This is a genomic window from Enterobacter sp. BRE11 (assembly GCF_031844285.1).
In the GTDB taxonomy this organism is placed as follows: domain Bacteria; phylum Pseudomonadota; class Gammaproteobacteria; order Enterobacterales; family Enterobacteriaceae; genus Pantoea.
The window spans coordinates 68,228-94,869 of record NZ_JAUZUX010000020.1 but is presented as its reverse complement, the minus strand read 5'-3'; the positions used below and the strand labels follow the sequence as shown (position 1 = coordinate 94,869).

Below are 26,642 nucleotides of genomic sequence, written 5' to 3'. Positions count from 1 at the left end.
CAAGCACCTTAAAATCACCATCATACACTAAATCAGTAAGTTGGCAGCATTACCTGCCGCTTGATAACAATTCGCCGACGGTAATGGGGCGGCCGCCATCTAAGCCCGGCTGAAAGCGCTGAATGCCGCTTAGCGTTTGCGTCGAGCCATTACAGACGCAAAATACGCCTGCCTTATTGTCATTTAATAATGGGGAAAAAGGTTTTAACGTAGCGGCCTGACTACCGGTAACAGGAAAAAGCAGCCCGGGCGCAGCGGCCAGGCTTAATAACAGCGGATTTAATTTAAACAAAGGGTTTTCCTCCAGAGAGACAGCACAGGACCACCCGAACTTTTAGCTGTCCGGGTTGGCATTCTTTTTTTTGCCGATAACAAACGGAGAAAAGCCGCGACGAGTGCTGTCGCGCTGGCTGGTATCAGACCATTTCGTCAGGAAAACGTCTACAAATCGTCAGTGCGATCCGCCTCAATAAAATAAGAATAGGAATTATACCGTGCCGCTCTCTGATTTAGCTGGACCGGGCATTTCAATGAGCAGCGTTGATTACCCAGCGTTTATCACGTGGATTTAGTTAATATCGATAATCAAATAAGCCGGGAAGATATTGGGTGTCGGCAGGAAGAATTAAATAAAAGCGCGGAAGTAAAAAGAGGATAAAAACGCGTCAGGAAATATCGCTAAAGCGGTAGAAAATATAAGCGCAGCGCCAGCGCAGCAATAATGCAGAACAGGCATAGCCGAAGCGAATCGAACTATGCCTGCCGTTCAGGGTTACGCGCTGAGATCGACCGGCTCTTTAAAGCCGCTGGCGGGCGTCAGCCCCAGGTTCAGCTCCTGCAGCATCGCTTTCAGGCGGGTATGGAAGTTACGCAGCGTCTCTTCCACCTTCTGTGCGTTCTCTTTTCCCTTGATGTTCGCCACGGACCAGTCGCCATCTTTATCGAACAGGCCAATATGATAAACGTAGGTAAAATGGTCTTGCTGTGCGTCCAGCTCCATCCACCAGCCCCAGAACTCGCGGCTTTCCGGCGCGGGTTTAACATTGACGCAGGCGGCCAGGCAGTCGAAAAAGAACCGCGTTTCTTCACATTTCCCTTCGCGGATATACGGTCCCAGCTCGGTGAAGCGCTTAAGCAGGCGACTACGGGGGTGACCACTCGGTAACGTCATGCTAATTCTCCATAAGTTTGACCGTTAGTATTAAAGTAAAGCGCTGTGAATTTGCCAGCTACTGTTGTAACCGCTTTGCCAGCCAGTCGCAAACCTCATTCAGCGCGCGCTCGAAATTTGCCAGCGCGGGCCTGGCTCCGATCGGCAGCAGTTTGCCGTCGGCGGAGGAGCTGGCGATCAGCCGCGCATCCTCTTCCGGGCCGAAAGGATCGCCCGGCCAGTAGCCCGCGAGCATCGGCGTCGGGGTGCGGCGGCCCAGCAGCCCCTGTACTTTAAGCGAGTAGCGATTCAGCTCGGTGCGCAGCGCGCTGTCGCGGGTAAACGCCATGCCGAGGCGGCTGGCGAGCATATCCATATACATATCCGGGATGGCGTCCTGCTGCTGCGCGCTGGTCAGCAGGCTATGCACCATCGGGCCAAGCGTCGCGACGGCGCGCAGCCGCGGCGCTTCCAGATAGGCAAGCCGCACCGCGACGTTGGCGCCAAAGCGATAGCCGAACGCCGCCACGCGCCGGTGATCGATCCAGGGCACGTTCGCCAGATCGCGCAGCACCTGCTGATGCAGAAAGCTGGTGTCCTGGTTGAGCCGCCACTTCACGGAGAAGCCCACCGACGGCATATCCAGCGTCAGCATGGCGATACCGCGCGGCGCCAGGTAGTCATGGAACAGGCGATAGTGATCGCTTTGCAGCGAGTCGAGGCCGCCGCACAGCAGCACGGTGGGATACGGCGCCGAGGCGTTGGGCGGCATATGCAGAAAGCCGGTGATCGGGCTGCCGCCTTCAATATTAAAGCTCAGCGCCTTGAGTTCGCCGGGCAGTCGACGCGTCGCCTCTTCGTAGGCGCGATTCGCCAGCGTCTGCGCCTGGTCCGCCAGCTCATCGCCTTTGATATAGGGGTAGGCGGCCATGCTAAAGAGGTGCGAGGCGCGCAGCCAGTATTCGCCAGCCAGGCTGTCGTCGCGCTCTTCCTGTGCGCGCGCCTGCCAGTGGCCCGCCTGCTTCGACCACTCAAACGCCCAGTTGCCGCTGCGAAAACCGATCACGGTGTCGAGCAGCGCGTCATCGGTATGGCGCTGGTCGCTGATGGCGATACGCGCCAGCACTTCACTGATCTCCTGCGGCGGCACGCCGCGCCACGTCCACATCAGTTTGTTGAGCATGCGATACCAGCCGTGCTGGCTGCTGCCGTCCAGCGTCGCTTCGACATCTACCTGATGAGCGTGGTGCTGGCGATGTACCAGCGAGGAGGTTTCGGGGTAGTTGTAGTGCGGCTTAAATAGCTCTTCGCTGAGATTTTTGCTCGACATGCTCGGTTCTCCTGACGGCTCTGGCAGAGGCTAAGTGTACTGCAGGGTCAGGAGCGGCGCGAGGTGCAAAAGAGCGCAGTGCGCGGCGGCAGAAAGCACAACGCCCGGCAAGCCGGGCGTTGTTAACGCGAAACGATCAGGCGCCTTTAACGATAGGCGGAATGTAAACCACGCCCATGTCCCACGGCTGCTCGATCCAGGTGTTCTGCGGGATATCCACCACGTAGTCGTCCACCAGCGGGCGGCCTGCCGGCTTGGCGAAGATGGTGACGAAGTGCGCTTTGGGATACATCTCGCGGATCGCCTGCGCGGTGCCGCCGGTGTCGACCAGGTCGTCGATGACGATAAAGCCTTCGCCGTCGCCTTCCGCGCGCTTAAGCACGGTCATTTCGCGCTGATGGTCGTGGTCGTAGCTGGAGATGCAGACGGTGTCGACATAGCGAATGCCGAGCTCGCGCGCCAGCAGAGAAGCCGGCACCAGGCCGCCGCGGCTGACCGCGATAATGCCCTTCCACTGTTCGACAGGCAGCAGACGCTGGGCCAGTTTGCGGGCATGAATCTGCAGCATGTCCCAGGTAACGACGTATTTTTCACTCATGAATAGCGATCCCAGCCAGTTTAATCGGCTTAAAAATGTGCAACGGGAAAAAGGTTGCGCGAGATTATAAGGATCCTCAGCGCTAAAAACCAGCATCCGAACCACTGGTTGCGGCTTTTTAGCGCGCCTGAGTACGCACCCGGCGATAACAGTGATATTCTCAGCCCCATCACGTCAGATTCGCTGACGGCGACCATTCACTGGAAACTCGCGCACACCGGCCTGGCCGGCGCACTGATACAGGAGACCTGTCGTGTCTGAATTGTCTCAGCTTTCTCCCCAACCGCTGTGGGATATCTTCGCCAAAATCTGCTCTATTCCGCACCCCTCTTTTCATGAAGAGGCGCTGGCCACCTATATTGTCGGCTGGGCGAAAGAGCAGGGTTTTTGGGTCGAGCGCGACGCGGTCGGCAATATCCTGATCCGCAAACCGGCAACCGCCGGGATGGAAAACCGCACGCCGGTGGCGCTGCAGGCGCACCTCGATATGGTGCCGCAGAAAAACAACGACACCGCCCATGACTTCACCAAAGATCCGATTCAGCCCTATATTGATGGCGAATGGGTGAAGGCGCGCGGCACCACGCTGGGCGCCGACAACGGCATCGGCATGGCGTCCGCGCTGGCGGTGCTGGCCGACAGCAGCCTGACCCACGGCCCGCTGGAGGTGCTGCTCACCATGACCGAAGAGACCGGCATGGACGGCGCCTTCGGTCTGCAGCCGAACTGGCTGCAGGCGGAGATCCTGATCAACACCGACTCGGAAGAGGAAGGCGAGATCTATATGGGCTGCGCGGGCGGCATCGACTTTATCACCACCCTGCCGCTGACGCGCGAAGCGATTCCGGCCGGTTTCGAAACGCTGAAGCTGACCCTGAAAGGGCTACGCGGCGGCCACTCCGGCGCAGATATCCATATGGGCCTCGGCAACGCCAATAAGCTGCTGGCGCGCTTCCTCGCCGCGCACGCCGCCGAGCTCGACCTGCGTCTGATTGACTTTACCGGCGGCACGCTGCGCAACGCCATCCCGCGTGAAGCCTTTGCTACGCTGGCGGTCGAAAGCCATAAGGTCGACGCGCTGAAATCCGCGGCGGCGCACTTCCTGCTGGCGCTGCAAAACGAGCACGGCGTGAAAGAGAAGAACATCAACGTCGTTACCGAGCCGCTGGCGCATCAGGGCGAGGCGCTGAGCGTGGAGAGCCGCGACCGCTTCCTGAACCTGCTGAACAGCACGCCGAACGGCGTTATTCGCAACTCCGACGTGGCGAAAGGCGTGGTGGAGACCTCTCTTAACGTCGGCGTCGTTACCATGGATCACGATAAGGCGGAGATTAACTGCCTGATCCGCTCGCTGATCGACACCGGTCGCGACTACGTAGTGCAGATGCTGACCTCCCTCGGCCAGCTCGCTGGCGCGCAGACCAAACCGAAAGGCGGCTATCCGGGCTGGCAGCCGGACGCTAACTCACCGATTATGGCGCTGACCCGTCAGACCTATATTGCACTGTTCGACAAAACGCCGAACATTCAGGTGATCCACGCCGGTCTCGAGTGCGGCCTGTTCAAGAAGCCTTACCCGGACATGGATATGGTTTCTATCGGCCCGACCATCACCGGTCCGCACTCGCCGGACGAGCAGGTGCATATTGAGAGCGTCGGCCTTTACTGGAAACTGCTCACCACCCTGCTGAATGCGATCCCAGCAAAGTAAGCGCGTCATGTTTTGATAAACCAGGCTTCGGCCTGGTTTTTTTATGCCCGCGCGCCGCGCCAGCATAAAACACCACTTCTTTTTGCTTCCCTGCTGTAAAACACCAGCGTTCTCTGACGCGCCAGCTTTAGCCGCCAAACTATCCAGATGTCTGGATGGCTAATAAGATTTCGTGCTAGCTTATGCGCTTTCGGCTGTTGCCGCGCCTGAAACTTCAGGAAAAAATTGCGGCCAGTCAGTTACAGGGAGCCTGAGCTAATGAGTGCCTTAAACCGCCTTGAGATGCGCAATATCTCACTCGCATTCGGCGGATTCGCCGCGCTGACGCAGGTCGATTTCGTCGCGGAAGGCCACTCGGTGCATGCGCTAACCGGCGCTAACGGCGCGGGCAAATCGACGCTGATGGCGGTGCTCTCTGGCGCGCACAGCCACTACAGCGGCGAAATCTGGCTGGACGGCACGCCGGTGACGATACGCAGCCCGCGCGACGCGAAACAACTCGGCATACACCTGGTGCAGCAGGAGGTGGACGTGGCGCTGGTGCCTCAACTCAGCGTAGCGGAGAACATCCTGCTGGATCGGCTGGCCGAACCGGGGCACGGCTTTCGCTGGCGCGCTATTCGCCGCCAGGCGCGCGCCCTGCTGGCGCAGCTCGAGGCGAACATTGACGTGAACCAACAGGTGGAGCGCTACACGCTGGCGGAGAAGCAGCAGATTTTGCTGGCGCGCGCGCTGTCGCACCACTGTCGCTTTCTGATCCTCGACGAACCGACCGCCCCGCTCGACCAGCACGAAAGCGAGCGGCTGTTCGCCGTGGTGCGCCGCCTGCAAAACAGCGGCATCGGCGTGGTGTTTATCTCGCACCGCATCCACGAGCTGAAGGTGATCTGCGACCGCCTGACGGTGCTGCGCGACGGCCGCCTGATCGAGAGCGGTCCGATGGCGGCGCTGAGCGGCGAGCAGATCGTCGAGAAGATGCTCGGCCATCAGCTGACCGATATCTATCCGCCGCGCCGTCCCGCCAGCGCGCAGCCGCTGCTGCTGGCGGTCGAGGGGCTGCACGACGATCGGCTGCTGCAGGATATTTCGCTGCGGCTGCACCAGGGCGAGATCCTTGGCATCGCCGGGCTGGCGGGCGCGGGCAAAACCGAGCTGTGCAAAGCGCTGTTCGGCGCCAGCAAAAGCCGCGTCACGCGCGGCGAACTGCACGGCAGGCCGTGGCGGCCGCGCTCGCCGCACGATTCAGTGAGCCAACGCGTGGCGCTGGTGCCGGAAGAGCGACGTAAAGAGGGTATTTTTATCGACGAGTCAGTGGCGATGAATCTCAGCGTCAGCGCCGACAGCAGCTTTTCGCGCTGGAGCCTGTTTGGCCATCGCCAGGCGTGGCGCTGGGCGGAAGCGGTGATCGCGCGTCTGAACGTGCGCACCACCGGCCCGGGGCAGCCGCTGCGCCGCCTCTCCGGCGGCAACCAGCAGAAGATCGCCATCGGCAAGTGGCTGCGCAGCCACGCCGACGTGCTGATTTTTGATGAGCCGACCAAAGGGGTCGATATCAAGGCGAAAACCGAACTGTTCCGCTTAATTAGCGGTCTGGCGCAGGAAGGCAAAGGGGTGATTTACGCCTCTGGCGAATTTTCCGAGCTGGTTGGGCTGTGCGACCGAATTTGCGTGCTCTGGGATGGACGCATCGTGGCCGAGCTGGACGGGCGCGCGGCCACCGAAGAGACGCTTCTGCTTTATTCCACTGGAGGAACCCCTGCGTGAGCAGCAAAGAGATTACCCTGACCGCGGCGACGCCGCTGCGCCATCGACTGTTCGACTTCCTCTATAAGTGGGGCATGCTGATCACGGTCGCCCTGCTGATCGCCGGCTTCGGCATCGCCTCCGACAGTTTTCTCGAGCCCAACAACATCATCAATATCCTGCGCTCTATCGCCATCGTGACGGTGATCGCCGTGGGGGTCTCGGTGTCGCTGACCGTCGGCGGCTTCGATCTGTCGGTCGGCTCCACCGCCTCGCTGGCCAACGCGCTGGTGATCTCGCTGTTCGTCTGGTACGGCATGAACAGCGTCGAGGCGATTGCGCTCACCCTGGCGCTCTGCACGCTGATCGGGCTGTTCAACGCCTTTCTGATCGTGATGCTGCGCATTCCCGATATGCTGGCGACGCTCGCCACGCTGTTTATTATCCAGGGCGTCGCGATGACCTATAGCTTCGGTGGTTCGATCACGGAAAACATGGTGATGCCGAGCGGCGATATGGCGGAAGGCACGATTCCGGCGGCCTTCGGCCTGCTCGGCCAGGTGCCGGTGATCGTCATTATTATGCTGGTGGTGACCGTTGTGGCGCAGCTGGCGCTGTCGCTCACCACCCACGGCCGCCGCATGTACGCGCTGGGCGGCAACCCGGAAGCGGCGCGCCTCTCCGGCATCCGCACCACGCGCTACCGCGTGCTGGCCTATGTGATCGCCTCGCTGCTGGCGGGCCTGGGCGGCATTCTGCTGGCGTCGCGCATCGGCTCGTCGCAGGTCAATGCCGGCGGCGGCTACCTGATGGACGCCGTGGCGGCCGCCTGGATCGGCCTGTCGCTGGCGGGTGCCGGCAAGCCCAATGCGCTCGGTACGCTGGTAGGCGCGGTGCTGCTCGGCGTGCTGCAAAACGGGCTGGTGATGCTCTCCGTTCCCTATTACGCCATGGACATTATTAAAGGACTGGTGCTGGCTCTGGCACTGGCGATGACCTACGTTCAGCGCCGCTAACGCTGATTAACCTGGAAAAAGACAATGAAAAAGATAACGCTCTCTCTGCTGGCCGCAAGCCTGTTCGCCGCCAGCGCCGTCGCTGATACGGTTGTCCCTGTGCCTGCGGCCATCGCCAGTCACCAGGGACCGGTGCGCATTGCGGTGATCCGCAACCTGGGCTCCGACGATAACACCACGCAGTTTGTCGCGGGCGCCATTCAGGAGGGCCGCAAGCTGGGCTTTAAGGTCAGCACCTTCCTCAGCAACGGCGACGACGCGCGTTTCCAGGACTTCGTGAACCAGGCGATCAGCCAGAAGTATGACGGCATTATTCTGTCGCACGGCAAAGCGCCCTACGCCAGCGGTCTGGTGAAGCGCGTCGCCGACGCGGGCATTAAAGTGTCGGTGTTCGACACCCCGGTTGATGCGCCGATCCCCGGCGTGACCGTCACCGCGCAGGATGACGCCTCTCTGGCGCAGGCGTCGCTCGGCCAGCTGAACAAAGATTTCAACGGCAAGGCCAATATCGTCAAGCTGTGGGTTGCCGGTTTCCCGGCAATGGAGCGCCGTCAGGTGGTGTATGAGAAGTTGCTGAAGGAGAATCCAGGCATTCATCAGCTGGAGTCGATCGGCGCGGTCTCCTCCGACGTGCAGGGCGATACCGCCAATAAGATCGGCGCGATCCTGGCAAAGTACCCGAAAGGTAAGATCGATGCGATCTGGGGGGCGTGGGACGCCTTTAGCCAGGGTGCCTATAAGGCGCTGCAGGAGAACGGCCGCACCGAGATCAAGCTCTACAGCATTGACGTTTCTAACCAGGATCTGCAGCTGATGCGCGAAAAGAATAGCCCGTGGGTGCAGACGGTCGCGGTCGATCCGAAAACCATCGGCGCGGTGAATATGCGCCTGGTGGCGAATAAGATCGCCGGCGAAGCCACGCCCGCCAGCTACGATTTTAAAGGCGCCTCTATCTCTCAGCAGCAGCTGAACAGCCAGCAGGGCGCGATTAACGTGGCGTCGCTGAACAAGATCGTCCCCGGCTGGGGCGGCAATAACGATTTCGTCGCGCCGTGGTTCGCGACGCTGGAAGCGAAATACAAAAAGTAAAACAGAAAGCGGCCTGAGGATGAATGCCTGTCAGTAAAGGTCATTTTCAGGTAAGGCCGCTGTTTTCTCAAAATGGCGGCCCTTTCTTATACGCAGGTGAGCTGTTGGGGCGGGCCAGCAGGCTGGTGCCACTCTGGGGCGGGCATTTCGCAGCGCTGAACAGAGTGAGTCTGCCAGGAGAGCCCGCAGGGAAGCGGGCGAAAGGTGGGCTGGAACAGGGATGTTCCATCCCACCGGTCCGTCAGGCAGATGAATGACGTGAAGGGACCGCGTCAGCGGCGCGAGGACCGCCAGCCCCAGAGTGGCACCAGACTGCGTTATCATCCCATGCTTAACTGACAAGCATTAGCCTGAAGGCCGTATTTCTACCGCATCGCGCCGCCGATCTTCAGCGTCGCGGCGATATTGCGCGCCGCCAGCCGCAGATTGGTCTCGGCATTCGTCAGCGCCTCCTCCAGCGTACAGATGCTGTAAAGCACGCTGAATACCGCGTCCAGACCGTGCTGATGCACCACGCCGACATCCGCCGTCAGGCTGCCGGCAATGCCGATCACCGGCTTATTAAACTGCTTCGCCACCTGCGCCACGCCAATCGGCACCTTGCCGTTGATGCTCTGGCTGTCGATACGCCCTTCGCCGGTGATCACCAGCGAAGCGTCTTTGACCTGCTCCGCCAGCCCGAGCGCCTCGGTGACGATTTCAATGCCGCGCCGCAAATCCGCCTGGCAGAAGGCGTGCAGCGCCGCGCCCATGCCGCCCGCCGCGCCGCCGCCGGGAATATGCAGCACGTCGATATCGAGATCGCGCTGAATAATCGCCGCATAGTGCGCCAGCGCGCTGTCCAGCTGCTCGACGAGCTGCGGCGTCGCGCCTTTCTGCGGGCCGAAGATAGCTGACGCACCGTCGCGGCCGGTCAGCGGGTTAGTGACGTCACACGCCACTTCGAAACGGCACTGCCGCACGCGCGCGTCCAGCCCGCTAATATCAATTTTTGCCAGTAAAGGCAGCGCGCCGCCGCCGAAGCCGATATCGTTCTGCTGCGCATCCAGCAGCCGCGCGCCCAGCGCCTGCATCATGCCCGCGCCGCCGTCGTTGGTGGCGCTGCCGCCGATGCCGATAATGATATGCCCGACCCCCTTGTCCAGCGCGCTCTTGATCAGCTCGCCGGTGCCGAACGAGGTGGTGGTGAGAGGATTGCGCTGCGCGGCGGGCACCAGCTCCAGCCCACTGGCGGCCGCCATTTCGATAAAGGCGGTGCGCGCGTCGCCGGAGAGGCCGTAGAAGGCGTCGACCGGCGCGCCGAGCGGTCCGGTGACGCGCAGGTTGACGATGCTCCCTGCCGTCGCCGCCACCATCGCCTCAACCGTGCCTTCGCCGCCGTCGGCAACCGGTATCTTCACGTAGGTGGCGTCAGGAAAAATCTCGCGGAAGCCCGCCTCAATCGCGGTTGCCACCCCTGAGGCGGATAAACTCTCTTTGTATGAATCCGGTGCGATTACGATTTTCATAGGCAATCCAGGCGCTGTTGATAGACGGTTCATCATCCGTGATGGCGCAGTGCAGCGGCCGCGCCGGCCGCTGCGACGCGTTAACGGGTTATCTCAACCTTGGCTAATTTTTCATAATAGCAGGCAAGCGCGCTATGGTCGGCGTTGCCCTGGCCGTCGTTGCGCAACGCCTGCATCATCTCCATCACTGCGGCGGTGAGCGGCAGATGGGCGCCGATGCCGTGCGAGGTATCAAGCGCGTTGGCCAGATCCTTAATATGCAGGTCGATGCGGAAGCCCGGCTTGAAGTTGCGATCCAGCACCATCGGCGCTTTAGCGTCGAGCACGGTGCTGCCCGCCAGCCCGCCGCGGATCGCCTGATGGACCAGCTCGGGATTAACGCCCGCCTTAGTCGCCAGCGACAGCGCTTCCGACATCGCCGCGATATTGAGCGCCACAATCACCTGGTTCGCCAGCTTGGTGACGTTGCCCGCGCCGATATCGCCGGTGTGCACCACCGATCCCGCCATCGCCTTCATGATCTCGTAGCAGCGATCGAAGACCGCTTTGTCGCCGCCCACCATCACGGAAAGCGTGCCTTCGATCGCTTTCGGCTCGCCGCCGCTCACCGGCGCATCGAGCATTTTAATGCCCTTCTCCGCCAGCGCGTCATGCACCTCGCGACTGGCGAGCGGCGCGATAGAACTCATATCAATGACGATCAGGCCTGGCTTCGCGCCGTCGATGATGCCGTTTTCGCCCAGGCAAACCTCTTTCACCTGCGGCGAGTTGGGCACCATGGTGATCACCACGTCAACCTGTTCCGCTACCTCTTTCGGCGATGTCGCCACGGTGGCGCCCAGCGCGGTCAGTTCCGCTTCGTTGCTGGCGTTGTGATCGCGCACCACCAGAGAATAACCGGCTTTCACCAGGTTTTTACTCATCGGTTTGCCCATAATGCCGAGGCCGATAAATCCAATTTTCATTGCCTTTCCCCTTCGTCAGTTACTTCTTAAATTTGTCGCACAGCGCCTGCGTCGCGTTGCGGAAGACCCCTAAGTCGCTGCCCACCGCCACGAAGCTGGCGCCCCATTCGAGATAGCGGCGCGCGTCGGCTTCGACCGGCGCGAGGATGCCGCTCGGCTTGCCCGCCGCTCTGGCGCGCTCGAAGACATGCTTAATCACCTTCAGCACCTCAGGGTGCGCAGGCTGGCCGAGATAGCCGAGCGCGGCGGAGAGATCGCCTGGCCCGACGAAGATGCCGTCGACGCCCTCTACCGCGGCGATGGCGTCGATATTGTCGACCGCCTGCTGGGTTTCAATCTGCACCAGCACCGTGATGTTGTCGTTCACCGTGGCGTTGTAGTCGGGCAGCGTGCCGTACATATTGCTGCGGTGCGACACCGAGACGCCGCGAATGCCAGCGGGTGGATAGCGGGTCGAGGCCACGGCGCGCAGCGCCTCCTCTTCCGTTTCCACAAATGGGATCAGGAAGTTGTAGAAACCGATATCCAGCAGGCGCTTGATGATCACCGGTTCGTTGCAGGGCGGACGCACCACCGGCGCGCTGACGCTACCCTTGAGCGCCATCAGCTGCGGCACGAAGGTGGTAATGTCGTTGGGCGCATGTTCGCCGTCCAGCACCAGCCAGTCGAAACCGGCCAGGCCGAGCACTTCAGTGGTGACAGGGTTCGCCAGCGCGCACCAGCTGCCGATCAGGGTTTCTCCTGCCAGCAGACGACGGCGAAATGCGTTCGGCCAGGCTGTGTTACTCATCATCTCTTCTCCCGTTACAACTGCTCCCCGCAGGGAGCCTAAAAGTTAGCGCACCAGACAGGGACGTTTATTGTCGAAGGTCCAGTTCGGTACCAGAAACTGCATCGCCTGCGCATCGTCGCGCGCGCCCAGCCCATGTTTTTGATAAAGCGCGTTGGCCTGCATCACCTGATCCATATCCAGCTCGACGCCCAGCCCCGGCTTCTGCGGCACCTGCACCATGCCGCCTTTGATCTGCAGCGGCTCTCTGGTCAGGCGCTGGTTGCCCTCCTGCCAGATCCAGTGGGTGTCGATGGCGGTAATGGCGCCTGGCGCGGCGGCGGCGACGTGGGTGAACATCGCCAGCGAGACGTCGAAGTGGTTGTTGGAGTGCGAGCCCCAGGTCAGGCCGAAGTCGTGGCACATCTGCGCCACGCGCACCGAGCCCTGCATGGTCCAGAAGTGCGGGTCGGCCAGCGGAATATCGACCGACTGCAGCGACAGCGTATGGCCCATCTGCCGCCAGTCGGTGGCGATCATATTGGTGGCGGTCGGCAGGCCGGTGGCGCGGCGGAACTCCGCCATCACCTCGCGGCCGGAATAGCCCTGCTCGGCGCCGCACGGATCTTCCGCATAGGCCAGCACCCCTTTCAGCTGCTTGCCGAGCAGGATCGCCTCGTTGAGCGACCAGGCGCCGTTGGGATCGAGCGTAATGCGTGCCTCTGGAAAGCGCTTCGCCAGCGCGGTCACCGCCTCCGCCTCTTCGCCGCCGCGCAGCACGCCGCCCTTGAGCTTGAAGTCGTTAAAGCCGTACTTGTCATACGCCGCCTCGGCCAGCCGCACCACCGCGTCCGGCGTCAGCGCCTCTTCGTGGCGCAGGCGATACCAGTCGCAGGCCTCATCTTCCTGGCTCTGGTAGGGCAGCGCGGTCTTTTTACGATCGCCGACGTAAAACAGGTAGCCGAGCATCTCGACGCGGTCGCGCTGCTGCCCGTCGCCCAGCAGCGTAGCGACGTTGACCTGCAGATGCTGGCCCAGCAGATCGAGCAGCGCCGCCTCAATGCCGGTGACCACGTGAATGGTGGTGCGCAGGTCAAAAGTCTGGCTGCCGCGTCCCGACGAATCGCGGTCGGCGAAGGTGCTGCGCACCAGGCTGAGTACGTTTTTGTACTCGCCAACCGTTTTGCCGATCACCAGCGCCGCCGCATCCTCCAGCGTCTGGCGGATTTTCTCGCCGCCGGGGATTTCGCCGACGCCGGTGTGGCCCGCGTTATCTTTGATAATCACAATATTGCGGGTGAAAAAAGGCGCGTGCGCGCCGCTCAGGTTGAGCAACATGCTGTCATATCCGGCGACCGGAATAACCTGCATTGCTGTGACTTTCGGTGTCGAACTCATCTCCTGCTCCTTACGCTGTGGCGCGGCCGAATGCCGGGCGCTTACGGTCGAACGTCCAACCGGGAATCAGATACTGCATGGCGGTGGCGTCGTTACGCGCGCCCGCCGGCAGCGATTTAAAGAGGTCGTTGGCCTGGCGCAGCCGATCCCAGTCCAGCTCGACGCCGAGCCCCGGCGCGTCAGGCACGGCGATTTTGCCGTTGCGGATCTGCAGCGGCTCTTTGGTCAGGCGCTGGTCGCCCTCCTGCCAGATCCAGTGGGTATCGAGCGCGGTCGGATTGCCCGGCGCGGCTGCGCCAACGTGGGTAAACATCGCCAGCGAAATATCGAAGTGGTTATTGGAGTGGCAACCCCAGGTGAGCCCCCACTCGTCGCAGAGCTGCGCCACGCGCACCGCGCCGCTCAGCGTCCAGAAGTGCGGATCGGCCAGCGGAATATCGACCGCGTTGAGCATCACCGCGTGGTTCATCTCGCGCCAGTTGGTGGCGATCATATTGGTGGCGACCGGCAGCCCGGTGGCGCGGCGGAACTCCGCCATCACCTCGCGGCCGGAATAGCCCTGCTCGGCGCCGCACGGATCCTCCGCGTAGGTCAGCACCTCGCCCATGCCTTTGCAGAGGCGGATCGCCTCGTCCAGCGTCCATGCGCCGTTGGGATCGACGGTAATGCGCGCGTCTGGAAAACGCCGCTTCAGCGCCGCCGCGGAGGCAATCTCCTGCTCGCCCGGCAGCACGCCGCCTTTGAGTTTGAAATCCTTAAAGCCATATTTGTCCTGCGCCGCCTCCGCCAGACGCACCACCGCGTCGGGCGTCAGCGCCTCCTGATGGCGCAGGCGATACCAGTCGTGGTCGCCGTTCTCGCCGCTCTGGTAGGGCAGATCGGTTTTGCGGCGGTCGCCGATATAGAAGAGATAGCCCAGCACCGTCACCTCGTCGCGCTGCTGGCCGGGACCGAGCAGCTCCGCCACCGGCACGCCGAGGCACTGGCCGAGCAGGTCGAGCAGCGCCGCCTCCAGCGCGGCGACCGCGTTGACGCGCAGCTCAAAGGTCCAGGCGCCTTTGCCGAAGGTGTCGAAATCGGCCGACTGGTTGCCTTTGTGCACCTGCTGCACCAGCCGGTTCATGCGCGCCACCTGCTGGCCCTCGACCTGCGGGATCGCCTCGACCAGCGTCTGGTAGATGGTGTCGCCGCCCGGCGCTTCGCCGACGCCGGTATGCCCGGCGCTGTCGGTCAGCACCACAATATTGCGGGTAAAGCAGGCGTTGTGCGCGCCGCCGATATTCAGCAGCATGCTGTCGTATCCGGCGACCGGGATCACCTGCATGCGGGTAATCACCGGAGAGCTTTGCGTAGACATATTCCCTCCTTATGTCCGCGGTTTCAGTTCGATACGTTTGATATCGCCCGCAATCACCAGGAAGCTGAACGCGGCGACGAACGCATGGATGCCGACATAGATCAGCGCGCCTTCAAACGAACCGCTGGTGGCGATGATGTAGCCGATCGCGATCGGCGTGACGATGCCGGAAAAGTTGCCGAACATATTAAACAGGCCGCCGCTCAGGCCGCTGATCTCTTTCGGCGCGGTATCCGCCATCACCGCCCAGCCCAGCGCGCCGATGCCTTTGCCGAAGAAGGCGAGCGCCATAAAGAACACCACCACCCATTCGGTGTCGCTGTAGTTGCACATCACCATGCTGATGGAGAGCAGCATGCCGAGCACGATAGGCGTTTTGCGCGCGATGTTGAGCGAACCGGTTTTACGCATCAGGTAATCGGAGATGACGCCGCCCAGCACGCCGCCGAGGAAGCCGCACACCGCCGGAATCGAGGCGATCATCCCCGCTTTCAGGATCGACATGCCGCGCGCCTGCACCAGATAGACCGGGAACCAGGTGATAAAGAAGTAGGTGAGCGCGTTAACGCAGTACTGGCCAAGATAGATGCCCAGCATCATGCGCGAGGAGAGCAGCTGCTTGATCTGGAACCACTTCTCATCCCAGCTCACTTTTTGCTGCGCCTTTTTCGCATCCATATTGATCAGCGCGCCGCCCTGCTCCATATACTCCAGCTCAGCTTTATTCACGCCAGGATGGTCGTTGGGATCGTGGATCACTTTCAGCCAGACAAAGCTGAGAATGATGCCGAGGCCGCCCATAAACCAGAACACGTGCGCCCAGCCCACCTCGGCCACCAGCCAGCCCATGATCGGCGCAAAAATTACCGTGGCGAAATACTGCGCGGAGTTGAAAATTGCCACCGCGGTGCCGCGCTCCTGCGCCGGGAACCAGGCCGCGACGATACGGCTGTTGCCCGGGAACGACGGCGCTTCAGCCAGGCCGACCATAAAGCGCAGCAGAAACAGCGAAACGATAATGCCGAAGCCGCTGAAGATATCGACGAAGCCCTGCAGCAGAGTAAAAAGCGACCAGAGGAAGATACTCCAGAAGTAGACGCGTTTTGATCCAAAGCGGTCCAGCAGCCAGCCGCCTGGGATCTGGCCGATAACATAGGCCCACGAGAACGCCGAGAAGATGTAGCCCAGTCCAACCGCGTCGAGGCCGATATCTTTCGACATGGCGGAACCGGCGATGGAAATGGTGGCGCGGTCGCCGTAGTTGAACGAGGTGACGATAAACAACATCACCACGATCCAGTAGCGGGCGTTGGTGCGCTTCTGCACCGCTTCCGCCGTCTGGCTGTAACTATTCATGATGCACTCCTGAAATATAGCGTTTGCTACATTCGCTCTGACTGCATACACATCGCGTTGGGTATCAGAGAGAAGTCGGGTTAAACACGGCGATTTTTTATAGGGGCAAACCGATAGTGCGTCGTGACGAATAACCTAACGTCGTATAACGAAAGCCAGTATAGGAATGACAAAAGGCGGAGGCACTGGAAGAACGCCTGACAATAACGGCCCGAATGCACGCATTATCTGGCAGTTGCACAGTCGACTGCGGCGCGCCTCACGGAACCCGGTTTTTCCCGTCTGAAATGGCGATTAATTGAGCAAAGGTCGACGCCTTTGTGAGACTCTTCACTTGCTTTTGGATAAGAGAACTAAAAAGCAGCGTAAATGGAGGAAAATAGCGGACAGTTGCACAATGCGGCGGGCAACCTGCATTCATATACTAAGGCTGGCAAATCCGATGTGCGACATCAGAAACGATAACGCGCCGCCACGTACGGCGCGCCGGGCCGCTGACCCGGCCAGCAAAGGCACTTTATTAATGACTCGCGTATGCATGACTGGAAGGTGAGCGATGAACCGAATTCTCAATGAGCCGCCGCTTTATATCAAAGTCCATGAAGATGACAATGTCGCTATCGTGGTCAACAACCAGGGGCTGCCAGCAGGCACGACCTTTCCCGACGGGCTGACGCTGACGGAGCATGTGCCGCAGGGGCATAAAGTGGCGCTCGCCGCGATTCCGCAGGGCGCGGCCATTTTCCGCTATGGCGAAGTGATCGGCTATGCGCTGCGTGATATCGCGCAAGGCGGCTGGATCGACGAGTCGCTGGTGGCGCTGCCCGAAGCGCCACCGCTCGCCAGCCTGCCGCTGGCGACTAACGTGCCGCCCGAGATGCCGCCGCTGGAAGGCTACACCTTTGAAGGCTACCGCAACGCGGATGGCAGCGTCGGCACGCGTAACCTGCTCGGCATTACCACCAGCGTGCACTGCGTGGCGGGCGTGGTGGACCATGTGGTGCAGATTATCGAGCGCGATCTGCTGCCGAACTATCCGAACGTCGATGGCGTCGTGGCGCTCAACCACCTTTACGGCTGCGGCGTGGCGATTAACGCGCCGGCGGCGGTGGTGCCGATCCGCACCATTCATAACCTGGCGCTGAACGCCAACTTCGGCGGCGAAATCATGGTGGTGAGCCTCGGCTGCGAGAAGCTACAGCCCGAGCGTCTGCTGACCGGCACCAGCGATGTGCAGCCGATCTCGCTGGACGATAGCGACATTGTGCGCTTGCAGGATGAGCGCCATATCGGCTTCGGCGCGATGGTGCAAGAGATCCTCAGCGTGGCGAAAAAACATCTTGAGCGCCTCAACCGCCGCCAGCGCGAAACCTGCCCCGCCTCCGCGCTGATTGTCGGCACGCAGTGCGGCGGCAGCGACGCCTTTTCCGGCGTGACCGCCAATCCCGCCGTGGGCTTCGCCTCCGATCTGCTGGTGCGCTGCGGCGCAACGGTGATGTTTTCGGAAGTGACCGAAGTGCGCGACGCGATCCATCTGCTGACGCCGCGCGCCATTAATGAAGAGGTGGGCAAGCGACTGCTGGAAGAGATGGCGTGGTATGACGACTATCTCGACCAGGGCCAGACCGACCGCAGCGCCAACCCTTCGCCCGGCAATAAAAAGGGCGGACTGGCGAACGTGGTGGAAAAAGCGCTGGGATCGATCGCCAAGTCGGGCCGCAGCGCCATTGTCGAGGTGCTGTCGCCGGGTCAGCGCCCGACGCGGCGCGGGCTGATCTACGCCGCCACGCCCGCCAGCGATTTTGTCTGCGGCACCCAGCAGATGGCGTCGGGCATTACGCTGCAGGTCTTTACCACCGGGCGCGGCACGCCTTACGGTCTGGCGGCCATTCCGGTGATCAAGATGGCGACGCGCAACGCGCTGGCCGATCGCTGGCACGACCTGATGGATATCAACGCCGGCACTATCGCTACGGGCGAGGAGACTATCGAGCAGGTCGGCTGGCGGCTTTTCCACCTGATACTGGATATCGCCAGTGGCCGCCAGCAAACCTGGTCGGACCGCTGGGGTATTCGCAATCAGCTGGCGGTATTTAATCCGGCGCCGGTGACCTGATAAAGGCGCGCGCTGCGCGGCGGCAGCGCGCGATTAACTCACAGCGCTTTTCCCCAGGCCTCGACCCAGGGTGAGGTGACCGTCTCCGGCTCAGGATCTTCGGTTGCGTCCACCAGCAGCACTTCGCCGACGCGCTGCGCGCCCTGCTCCTGCAACAGCGCGTCAAAGCTTTTACCCGCCCCGCAAAAATGATCGTAGCTGCTGTCGCCGAGCGCGATGACGCCGTAACGCAGCGTCGGCTGATAGCCCAGCTTATCTTTCACGTCGTGATAAAGCGCAGCGATGTTGTCGGGGAAATTGCCCTGGCCGGTGGTCGAGGTGATCACCAGCGCGACGTCGCCGCCGTACGCCTGCCACTGCGCGAGGGTCGGATCGTCATAGAGCGCAACCTCGTGCCCCTGCGCCTGTAAAACAGGCTGCGCCTCTTCCGCCACCAGCAGCGCGTTACCGTATACCGTACCTACAAAAATGCCAATCTTCGCCATGTGCCTGCTCCTTAAGCTGAGGTGCTATCCTCGCCTGCCGCGACCGCAAACTCAAGCCCTGCGGCGGCGAACGCCGCCTGCCAGCCGAACTCGCTGGCCAGCCGCTGCCAGACCGCATCCAGCCCGGCGCGGATCACCAGCGGTTCGCCGGTTACCGGGTGCGTCAGCGCCAGGCTGCTGGCGTGCAGCATCAGGCGGTCGGCGCCGAAATGCTGCGCCGCGCCGCGATTTTGCCGCAGATCGCCGTGGGTGGTGTCGCCGATAATAGGGTGGCGCAGATGCGCCATATGGCGGCGCAGCTGATGCTTGCGGCCCGTGTGCGGCGAGAGCTGCATCAGGCTGTAGCGCGCGCTGGGATAGCGGCCAATCGCTACTGGCATTTCCGCCCAGGCCAGCGCCTGATAGTCGGTCACCGCCGGCTGCGGCGCACGCGCTTCCGTAGCGAACTTATCGGCGATCTTGTCCAGCTCTTCCACCAGCGGATAGTCGAGCGTGCCGCTCTCCTGCAGCCAGCCGCGCGTCACCGCGTGGTAGGTTTTCCGCATCTGATGCTGCTCGAACTGCTGCGACAGCAGGCGCCCGACTTCGCTGGAGAGGCCCATCAACAACACGCCGGAGGTTGGGCGATCAAGCCGATGCGCGGTAAAGACGTGCTGGCCGATCTGGTCGCGCACGGTCTGCATCACCACCACCTTCTCTTTGCGATCCAGCCAGCTGCGATGCACCAGCCAGCCGGCAGGTTTATTGACCGCCACCAGCCATTCATCCTGATAGATAATCTCCAGCATCAGGCGGGGTCGTCCATAAACAGCGCGTCGAGCTGGGTCAGGCTATGCAAAATTGGCGCATGACCCGGCGTGGTGGCGGGCAGCGCGACTTCAAAATAGGGGGCGACAGCGAAATTTTGCGGCAGCGGCTGCTGCGCGGCGACAAGTGCCCGCATACGCGGAATAAGCACCCACTGGAGCCATTCGAGCGGCTCCAGCGTGTCGAGACAGAAAGGCTGGCTGCTGGCGAGCGCGCTGGCGGACGGGGGCGTTTCCTGCCAGTGATGGTGATCGCGCAGCAGCGCTTCAAGCTGCTCCAGCCGTTGTAACAGTAAAGGGGTCATAGGTCACCTCCAGCGAGCGGTAAATTCGGGCCGCAAGCATACCACCGCCAGACACGGGCGCAAAAAAAGGGAGCACTGTTAAAACAGTGCTCCCGGTTCGTTTGCAGCTTTCCCGCTACTTAGATGCTCCCTGCCTCATCCGTGACAACTTTTCCTGTACGCCATCCTGCGCTTATCGTCCTGACAACTCCTTTAGCTTCCAGGCCCACCGCGCATCATGTGCGGCTCTCATTCTCCTTCCTGGAGGTGTCCCTGACTCTCTCCTGAGTATCCTGCTTCATCCTGAAGCCTTCCGTGTGACGTAAACTCCGTTACGGTCCCGCCTCCTGGCATGACGTATCCTGACGCTATCTTCAATCCTCTGGCTTCCTGCCAACTGCTGACTATTCTGGCAGAGGGCGCTGAATAAACAAGGTACTAAACAGCGTTACTTTATATGTTTATAGACCAAATTTAGGAGTAATGCCATTAAGTCAATGATTCACAATATTTTTACATTACAGACTTCTGGACGCCTCTTGAGAATAATGCCAATCTCTCACACTACATGTAAGAGATATCTCACAATTTCACTGGCGATTATCTGCAAAGCCCGGTATAACCACCTGTAAATTCTTAAGAAACGTCTGAGCATTTTCCGCCAGAATTTCACGTTTTTTGGTGCCGGGTTGTTCAAGAATGACCTCGCCGGTCAGATTGCAAATCGAGACGATCTCCTGCTCCGATTCAGTGGCGGCGATAAAGAGCGTCGGCGTCTGTTTCAGGCGGCGCTTCATGATCAGATGCCCGATCAGATTCTCCTGCAGCCGCAAAAAATCCTCTTCGCTCCAGACCTGCAGCAGCGACAGCTCAAGGTGCGCAAAGCGCGCCGCCATGTCGCCCGCAAACTGCGCGGTATAAAAAGCGGCAATATCCTCCTGAAGCGTGATCTCCAGCGCGCGCTCTACCGCCTCCAGCGTGGTGGGTAGGGTAAAGGGCTGCGGCTGCCACCATATCTCATCAGCCTGGGTGGCGATAATACAGGGCGACGGCACGCCATAAAGTGCCTGGCTGGCGGGCGCGTGGCCGGTGCGCTGTTGCCAGGCGTCGCAGTAGCGGGCGGTAAATTCGCGCAGGGCATCCATGGTCTGTTGCATCACTCTTTTTCTCACGTCTGATGGGTTACACTTATCCACTTTGTTTTGTATCACGGGTAACCGCTATGTCTTTATATGAAAAGGATCAGGCGCTGAGCAGCCTGACCCTGGGCAAACCTACAGCCTACCACGATCGGTACGATCCCAGCCTGCTTCAGGCGGTGCCGCGCAGCCTGAACCGCACGCCGCTGGGGCTTACATCCGATTCGCTGCCCTTTACCGGCGCGGATATCTGGACGCTTTACGAACTCTCCTGGCTTAACAGCAAGGGCGTGCCGCAGGTGGCGCTGGGCGAAGTGGTGCTGAACGCCACCAGCGAACATCTTATCGAGTCGAAAAGTTTTAAGCTCTACCTTAACAGCTTTAACCAGACGCGCTTCGATAACTGGGGCGACGTGCGCCAGACGCTCGAGCGCGACCTTAGCGCCTGCGCGCAGGGCGAGGCCAGCGTCGCGCTGTTCCGCCTGAGCGAAATCGAGGGCCAGCCCATCGGGCAGTTTAGCGGTTACTGCATCGACGAGCAGGATATCGCCATCACGGACTACAGCTTCAATGCCGACTACCTTGCCGGTGCGGCGGGCGGCGACGTCGTGGAAGAGACGCTGGTCAGCCATCTGCTGAAATCCAACTGTTTGATCACCAACCAGCCCGACTGGGGTTCGGTGATGATCCGCTACAAAGGCCCGCGCATCGACCGCGAAGCCCTGCTGCGCTACCTGATCTCCTTCCGCCAGCACAATGAGTTCCACGAGCAGTGCGTGGAGCGCATCTTTAACGATCTGATGCGCTTCTGCCAGCCGCAGCAGCTTACCGTCTATGCGCGCTACACGCGCCGCGGCGGTCTGGATATCAATCCGTGGCGCAGCAACGTGCCTTTTACGCCGGGATATTCCCGTCTGACGCGTCAGTAGCTTTGCGAGGCCTCTCGCAGCCTGCGCGTCAAAGGTTGCGTTCCCCTTGAGCATTGAGGGTCGACAAGGCACTCTGGTTGAGGCGGCGATCGGAGGATCGCCGACCAGGGATTTTCGCCACCGCAACGGCGGTGTCATTAGTCACCCAGGCGGGTGTAACGGAGTTCATTTGATTACGCATATCAGCCCTCTTGGCTCGATGGATCTGCTCTCTCAGCTGGAAGTGGACATGCTCAAGCGCACGGCGAGCAGCGACCTTTACCAGCTGTTTCGCAACTGTTCTCTTGCCGTCCTGAATTCAGGCAGCCAGACCGACAGCAGCCACGAACTGCTTTCCCGCTTTGAAAATTTCGACATCAACGTGCTGCGCCGTGAACGCGGCGTTAAGCTGGAACTGATCAATCCGCCGGAAGAGGCGTTTGTCGACGGACGTATTATTCGTTCGCTGCAGGCCAACCTGTTTGCCGTGCTGCGCGATATTCTGTTTGTGAACGGCCAGCTGACGATCGCCGGCATGGAAGAGGCGCCACCGGATGATTCGGCGCATATCACTAACCAGGTTTTCTCTATCCTGCGCAACGCTCGCGCGCTGCATATTGGGGAATACCCGAATACCGTTGTCTGCTGGGGCGGCCACTCCATTAACGCGGTAGAGTACCAGTACTGCCGCAACGTCGGCACCCAGCTGGGCCTGCGCGAGCTGAATATCTGCACCGGCTGCGGGCCGGGCGTGATGGAGGCGCCAATGAAAGGCGCCGCGGTAGGCCATGCGCAGCAGCGCTATCGCGACAGCCGCTTTATCGGCCTGACCGAGCCGTCGATTATCGCCGCAGAGCCGCCGAATCCGCTGGTGAACGAACTTATCATCATGCCGGATATCGAAAAACGCCTGGAAGCCTTTGTGCGCATCGCGCACGGCATCATTATTTTCCCGGGCGGCGTGGGCACGGCGGAAGAGCTGCTCTACCTGCTGGGCATTATGATGAATCCGCAGAACCACGAGCAGGTACTGCCGCTGATCCTGACCGGCCCGCAGGAGAGCGCCGACTACTTCCACGTGCTGGACGACTTTATCGTCAACACGCTGGGCGAAGCGGCCCGTCGTCACTATAAGATCATTATCGACGACGCCGCCGAAGTGGCGCGCCTGATGAAGAAAGCGATGCCGCAGGTGAAGGAGTATCGCCGCGAAACCGGCGACGCCTACAGCTTCAACTGGTCAATTCGCATCTCGCCCGATCTGCAGAAGCCGTTTCTGCCAACGCATGAAAATATGGCCAACCTCAATCTCTACACCAGCCAGCCGGCGGAGCAGCTGGCGGCAGATCTGCGTCGCGCCTTCTCCGGCATCGTCGCCGGAAACGTGAAAGAGATCGGTATACGGGAAATCCGCGAAAAGGGACCTTATAAGCTGCACGGCGAGCCGGACATTATGCGCCGCATGGATGAGCTGCTGCAGGGCTTCGTCGCTCAGCACCGCATGAAGCTGCCGGGCACCGCCTACATCCCCTGCTACGAAATCATTAAATAAACCGCAAGGAAGGCAGCCTTGCCGGGCTGCCGTTTAGCTTATGTCATTTCACCTTCTTATTGTGGACGCGCTCAATCTGATACGTCGTCTGCACGCAGTACAGGGATCGCCCTGCGCCGAGGGTTGCGTCGCGGCGCTGCGCCAGCTTCTGGGGCATACGCAGCCAACCCACGTCGTGGCGGTATTCGACAGCGAACAGCGTCACCAGGGCTGGCGGCATCAGCTGCTGCCGGACTATAAAAGCGGCCGACCGCCGATGCCGGAGGATCTGCATGCCGAACTGCCCGCGCTGCAGGAGGCGTTCCGCCACCTCGGCGTCAGCTGCTGGATCGCCGAAGCGGATGAAGCGGACGACCTGGCCGCTACGCTGGCGGTAAAAATGGCGCAGGCGGGCCATCAGGCGACCATCGTCTCTACCGACAAAGGCTACTGTCAGCTGCTGGCGCCGCAGATCCGCATCCGCGACTACTTTCAAAAGCGCTGGCTGGATCTGCCTTTTATCGAAAATGCGTTCGGCGTTGCACCGCAGCGGCTGCCTGATTACTGGGGGCTGTGCGGCATCAGCAGCAGCAAGATCCCCGGCGTGGCGGGCATCGGACCGAAAAGCGCAAAAACGCTGCTGCAAACGTTTGGTTCGCTGGAGGCGATCTATGCGCAGCTTCATGAGGTGCCGGAGAAGTGGCGCGCGAAGCTGGAGGCCGGACGTGAGTCTGCCTTTATCAGCCGACAGGTTGCGATGCTGAAGCAGGATTTAGTGCTGCAGGGGAATCTGAAAACGCTGCGCTACGAAGGCCAGGCGCCGCAGCGCCCGGCCTGACGCTTAACGTTCGTCGCGGCGGCCCGGTATGGCGCCCCAGATGCGGCGAATATGCACCGTGACCTCTTCGCGGTCATGGTAGAGCTGGCGGGCACGAATCTGCGCGTTGATGCCCTGCGCCTTCAGCGCCTCGTCAATCATCGCCAGGTTCTGCGTCACCTCTTCATAGCGCTTTTTCATCGGCAGCTTAAGGTTAAAAATCGCCTCGCGGCACCAGCCGTTGACCAGCCATTCCGTCATCAGGCTAGCGACGCGCACCGGCTTCTCGACCATATCGCACACCAGCCAGTCATTGTTGTTGCGCGTCGGGCGAAACTTAAAGCCGTCTTCGCGGCAGTGGGTGACCTGCCCGGTATCCATCAGGCTCGGCGCCATCGGGCCGTTATCCACAGCGTCAACCCACATGCTGCGCTTCACCAGCTGGTAGGTCCAGCCGCCGGGACAGGCGCCAAGATCGACCGCACGCATGCCGCCCGCCAGGCGCTCATCCCACTCGTCGGCGGGAATAAAGACATGAAACGCCTCTTCCAGCTTCAGGGTGGATCGGCTCGGCGCATCGGCCGGAAACTTCAGGCGTGGAATGCCCATATAGAACGGCGAGTTGTTGCCGACCACAGAGTAGCCGACGTAACAGGCACCTGGCGCGATAAAGAAGACGTGCACCACCGGGCGCTTCGGGCTTTCGTAGTTAAGCAGGATCCCCGCGTCGCGCAGGCTGGCGCGCAGCGGCACGGTAAACTTGCGGCAAAACTTCGTCAGCTCTTTCGCTTCGTTAGTATCGGGTACCTCGACGCGCAGTTCGCCGCCCTTCTCCACTACGCCGGTCAGCATGCCGACAATCGGCGCGATACGATCGTCCGGCGGCAGATCTTTCAGCAGCTCGCCGACCACCAGCATCTGGCGGGCGAAGATCAGCGTATCAAAAGGCAGATCGTGCGCCAGGCGATCGGCGTCTTCGTGCTGATAGCATTCGAACAGCACATAGCCGCTGTTCTCTTTTACCCGCGGGAAACCGTAGATTTCACGCTCGGCGGCGCAGGCGGCGATTTCCGCGGCGCACTCTTTTTCAAACCCTGGACGGCAATAGAGTAAAACTTTATTCATGGCGATCTGCCTTTCGTTTAAGACGCAGTGCGCCAATCAACATCAGAAACCAGCCGACCAGGAAAAAGAGGCCGCCGACCGGCGTAACAAAAACCCAAAACTTCAGATGCGACAGCGCCAGAGAGTAGAGGCTGCCGCTGAACAGCACGACGCCGAGGGCAAGAAAGGCGCTGCTCCAGTAAAACCAGAGATTGGCGCGGCGCAGCATCGCGGCGCCCAGGCCAATGACCGCCAGCGTATGGTACGCCTGATACTCGAGTCCGGTATGGATCCAGGCCATTTCGGTCGGCCCCAGAGAACGGCTTAAAACGTGGGCGCCAAAAGCGCCAAACGCCACCAGCAAAAACCCGCTGATGGCGGCAAAAATAAACATGGCACGGCTGGACATCGGACTATCCTCAAGGTGCATCTGTACATCAGGCTACAGAAACAATTAGTTAGTGTTCGTAGCGAAAGCGGAATTTTTCTTGTTCGCTGGCGGCTTTCGCGATGATCCACTGTCGAAAGGCGGCTATTTTACCCAGTTCTGCCTGACTGTCATGACAAACCAGATAAAAAGCATTTTTGCTCACCAGCACGTCGTTAAACGGACAGATCAATCGGCCAGCTTCGATTTCGCTCTGCGCCATCACGTTGTTCGCCAGCGCCACGCCCTGGCCGTGGATCGCGGCCTGCAGCACCATGGCGCTGTGGCTAAAAATGGGCCCCTGCTGAACGTTGATATGCTGCAAGCCTAGCTGCCGAATATAAGATTGCCAGTCGCGCCGCGAAGCGTCATGCAGCAGCGTGAAGCGTGACAGATCCATTGGCGTTTTCAACGGATTGTCGCCGGTCATCAGCGCGGGCGAACAGACCGGCAGCAGATATTCGGCGTACAGTTTTTCCACGCGCAGTCCTGGCCAGTTGCCGCGGCCGTAGAAAATCGCTACGTCGACGTCGTCGGCCAGCTTCTCTTCATCGCGGTCGACCGCCTGAATACGCACATCGATGCCCGGATAAGCCATATTAAAGCTGGAGAGTCGCGGCACCAGCCACTGAATGGCGAAGCTGGGCAGCAGGCTGACGGTTAAGGCGCCTTTTGCGCTACGCGCCTGAAGTTTGCGCGTCGCGTCGTTAAGCGCGGTGAAAATCTCTTTGATATCGAGATAGTAGCTTTGCCCCTCTTCCGTCAGCAGCAGCGAACGATTCCTCCGGCGAAACAGCTTAAGTCCCAGAAAATCTTCCAGCGATTTTATCTGATGGCTGACGGCGGCCTGGGTGACAAACAGCTCTTCGGCGGCTTTGGTAAAGCTGAGATGGCGCGCCGCAGCGTCAAACACGCGGAGTGCATTAAGAGGAGGAAGGCGTTTCGACATGGTTTTCCGTGCTCGGATCGGGGGTAATATAGGTGCGCTTATAAAAAGCGGTCACATATTAGTTTTAGTAATCCGAGGCATTATAA

The 26,642-nt window shown here is 60.7% G+C and carries 24 protein-coding genes; 8 read left to right on the top strand and 16 right to left on the bottom strand.

Going from position 1 to position 26,642, the window contains the following annotated elements; all coding sequences use genetic code 11:
• Window positions 1–772: 772 nt before the first annotated feature.
• From crl to gpt, 3 genes are all read right to left on the bottom strand, one after another.
• The gene (crl, locus tag Q9R34_RS19105; RefSeq protein WP_033752802.1) at window positions 773–1,171 is read right to left on the bottom strand and encodes a sigma factor-binding protein Crl; all 399 of its coding nucleotides are present in this window, start codon (window positions 1,169–1,171) and stop codon (window positions 773–775) included.
• Window positions 1,172–1,229: 58 nt separating this feature from the next.
• Entirely contained in the window at window positions 1,230–2,480 is a 1,251-nt protein-coding gene (frsA, locus tag Q9R34_RS19100) for an esterase FrsA (RefSeq protein WP_434124102.1), read from the bottom strand.
• Window positions 2,481–2,616: 136 nt separating this feature from the next.
• Window positions 2,617–3,078, bottom strand: coding sequence for a xanthine phosphoribosyltransferase (gene gpt, locus Q9R34_RS19095; protein ID WP_033752804.1), 462 nt, complete (start codon window positions 3,076–3,078; stop codon window positions 2,617–2,619).
• Between the two features lie 253 nt (window positions 3,079–3,331).
• Between gpt and pepD the strand changes: the two genes are divergently transcribed.
• From pepD to Q9R34_RS19075, 4 genes are all read left to right on the top strand, one after another.
• Window positions 3,332–4,789 carry a beta-Ala-His dipeptidase gene (gene pepD, locus Q9R34_RS19090; protein WP_485895744.1) on the top strand — a complete coding sequence of 486 codons (1,458 nt, stop codon included), beginning with the start codon at window positions 3,332–3,334 and terminating at the stop codon, window positions 4,787–4,789.
• 258 nt (window positions 4,790–5,047) lie between these two features.
• Complete coding sequence (locus Q9R34_RS19085; RefSeq protein WP_485895742.1) at window positions 5,048–6,553, top strand: sugar ABC transporter ATP-binding protein; 1,506 nt, start codon at window positions 5,048–5,050, stop codon at window positions 6,551–6,553.
• On the top strand, window positions 6,550–7,548 hold the full coding sequence (locus Q9R34_RS19080) for an ABC transporter permease (RefSeq protein ID WP_485895740.1): 999 nt from the start codon (window positions 6,550–6,552) through the stop codon (window positions 7,546–7,548). The genes Q9R34_RS19085 and Q9R34_RS19080 overlap by 4 nt, the downstream gene beginning before the upstream one ends.
• A gap of 24 nt (window positions 7,549–7,572) precedes the next feature.
• The gene (locus Q9R34_RS19075; protein WP_485895738.1) at window positions 7,573–8,637 is read left to right on the top strand and encodes a sugar ABC transporter substrate-binding protein; all 1,065 of its coding nucleotides are present in this window, start codon (window positions 7,573–7,575) and stop codon (window positions 8,635–8,637) included.
• A gap of 365 nt (window positions 8,638–9,002) precedes the next feature.
• Here Q9R34_RS19075 and Q9R34_RS19070 read toward each other — a convergent pair whose 3' ends face one another.
• From Q9R34_RS19070 to Q9R34_RS19045, 6 genes are all read right to left on the bottom strand, one after another.
• Window positions 9,003–10,145, bottom strand: coding sequence for a glycerate kinase (locus Q9R34_RS19070; RefSeq protein ID WP_434124107.1), 1,143 nt, complete (start codon window positions 10,143–10,145; stop codon window positions 9,003–9,005).
• 80 nt (window positions 10,146–10,225) lie between these two features.
• On the bottom strand, window positions 10,226–11,110 hold the full coding sequence (gene garR / locus Q9R34_RS19065; RefSeq protein ID WP_485895736.1) for a 2-hydroxy-3-oxopropionate reductase: 885 nt from the start codon (window positions 11,108–11,110) through the stop codon (window positions 10,226–10,228).
• Between the two features lie 19 nt (window positions 11,111–11,129).
• Window positions 11,130–11,900 (bottom strand): 2-dehydro-3-deoxyglucarate aldolase, encoded by a 771-nt coding sequence (gene garL, locus Q9R34_RS19060; RefSeq protein ID WP_434124133.1) that lies wholly within the window; start codon window positions 11,898–11,900, stop codon window positions 11,130–11,132.
• Window positions 11,901–11,945: 45 nt separating this feature from the next.
• Window positions 11,946–13,277 (bottom strand): glucarate dehydratase, encoded by a 1,332-nt coding sequence (gudD, locus tag Q9R34_RS19055; protein ID WP_485895734.1) that lies wholly within the window; start codon window positions 13,275–13,277, stop codon window positions 11,946–11,948.
• A gap of 10 nt (window positions 13,278–13,287) precedes the next feature.
• Entirely contained in the window at window positions 13,288–14,634 is a 1,347-nt protein-coding gene (locus Q9R34_RS19050; protein WP_485895732.1) for an enolase C-terminal domain-like protein, read from the bottom strand.
• Window positions 14,635–14,643: 9 nt separating this feature from the next.
• Window positions 14,644–15,990, bottom strand: a complete 1,347-nt coding sequence (locus Q9R34_RS19045) for an MFS transporter (protein ID WP_485895730.1) — start codon at window positions 15,988–15,990, stop codon at window positions 14,644–14,646.
• A 556-nt stretch (window positions 15,991–16,546) separates the two neighbouring features.
• Between Q9R34_RS19045 and garD the strand changes: the two genes are divergently transcribed.
• Window positions 16,547–18,106, top strand: coding sequence for a galactarate dehydratase (gene garD / locus Q9R34_RS19040; protein ID WP_485895728.1), 1,560 nt, complete (start codon window positions 16,547–16,549; stop codon window positions 18,104–18,106).
• Between the two features lie 38 nt (window positions 18,107–18,144).
• On the opposite strand, the gene Q9R34_RS19035 is transcribed toward garD, so the two are convergent.
• From Q9R34_RS19035 to syd, 4 genes are all read right to left on the bottom strand, one after another.
• Entirely contained in the window at window positions 18,145–18,591 is a 447-nt protein-coding gene (locus tag Q9R34_RS19035; protein WP_434124114.1) for a flavodoxin, read from the bottom strand.
• Between the two features lie 11 nt (window positions 18,592–18,602).
• The gene (truC, locus tag Q9R34_RS19030; protein WP_485895726.1) at window positions 18,603–19,379 is read right to left on the bottom strand and encodes a tRNA pseudouridine(65) synthase TruC; all 777 of its coding nucleotides are present in this window, start codon (window positions 19,377–19,379) and stop codon (window positions 18,603–18,605) included.
• A complete protein-coding gene (locus tag Q9R34_RS19025) occupies window positions 19,379–19,702 on the bottom strand; it encodes a YqcC family protein (protein WP_485895724.1) in 324 nt (107 codons plus the stop codon). The genes truC and Q9R34_RS19025 overlap by 1 nt, the downstream gene beginning before the upstream one ends.
• Window positions 19,703–20,271: 569 nt before the next feature.
• Window positions 20,272–20,841: a SecY-interacting protein gene (gene syd, locus Q9R34_RS19020; RefSeq protein WP_485895722.1), complete on the bottom strand. Its 570-nt coding sequence runs from the start codon at window positions 20,839–20,841 to the stop codon at window positions 20,272–20,274.
• A 62-nt stretch (window positions 20,842–20,903) separates the two neighbouring features.
• Between syd and queF the strand changes: the two genes are divergently transcribed.
• The 3 genes from queF to xni all read left to right on the top strand — a co-directional run bounded on the left by queF (window position 20,904) and on the right by xni (window position 24,097).
• Complete coding sequence (queF, locus tag Q9R34_RS19015; protein ID WP_485895721.1) at window positions 20,904–21,749, top strand: NADPH-dependent 7-cyano-7-deazaguanine reductase QueF; 846 nt, start codon at window positions 20,904–20,906, stop codon at window positions 21,747–21,749.
• A 169-nt stretch (window positions 21,750–21,918) separates the two neighbouring features.
• Complete coding sequence (ppnN, locus tag Q9R34_RS19010) at window positions 21,919–23,280, top strand: nucleotide 5'-monophosphate nucleosidase PpnN (protein ID WP_033788704.1); 1,362 nt, start codon at window positions 21,919–21,921, stop codon at window positions 23,278–23,280.
• Between the two features lie 40 nt (window positions 23,281–23,320).
• Window positions 23,321–24,097, top strand: coding sequence for a flap endonuclease Xni (gene xni, locus Q9R34_RS19005; protein ID WP_434124119.1), 777 nt, complete (start codon window positions 23,321–23,323; stop codon window positions 24,095–24,097).
• 3 nt (window positions 24,098–24,100) lie between these two features.
• Here xni and rlmM read toward each other — a convergent pair whose 3' ends face one another.
• Genes rlmM through Q9R34_RS18990 form a run of 3 tightly spaced genes read right to left on the bottom strand, consistent with a single transcriptional unit; the run spans window position 24,101 to window position 26,556 of the window.
• Window positions 24,101–25,201 carry a 23S rRNA (cytidine(2498)-2'-O)-methyltransferase RlmM gene (gene rlmM, locus Q9R34_RS19000; protein WP_434124120.1) on the bottom strand — a complete coding sequence of 367 codons (1,101 nt, stop codon included), beginning with the start codon at window positions 25,199–25,201 and terminating at the stop codon, window positions 24,101–24,103.
• A complete protein-coding gene (locus Q9R34_RS18995; protein ID WP_434124121.1) occupies window positions 25,194–25,589 on the bottom strand; it encodes a DUF423 domain-containing protein in 396 nt (131 codons plus the stop codon). The genes rlmM and Q9R34_RS18995 overlap by 8 nt, the downstream gene beginning before the upstream one ends.
• A 49-nt stretch (window positions 25,590–25,638) precedes the next feature.
• Window positions 25,639–26,556, bottom strand: a complete 918-nt coding sequence (locus Q9R34_RS18990; protein ID WP_434124122.1) for a transcriptional regulator GcvA — start codon at window positions 26,554–26,556, stop codon at window positions 25,639–25,641.
• Window positions 26,557–26,642: the final 86 nt, after the last annotated feature.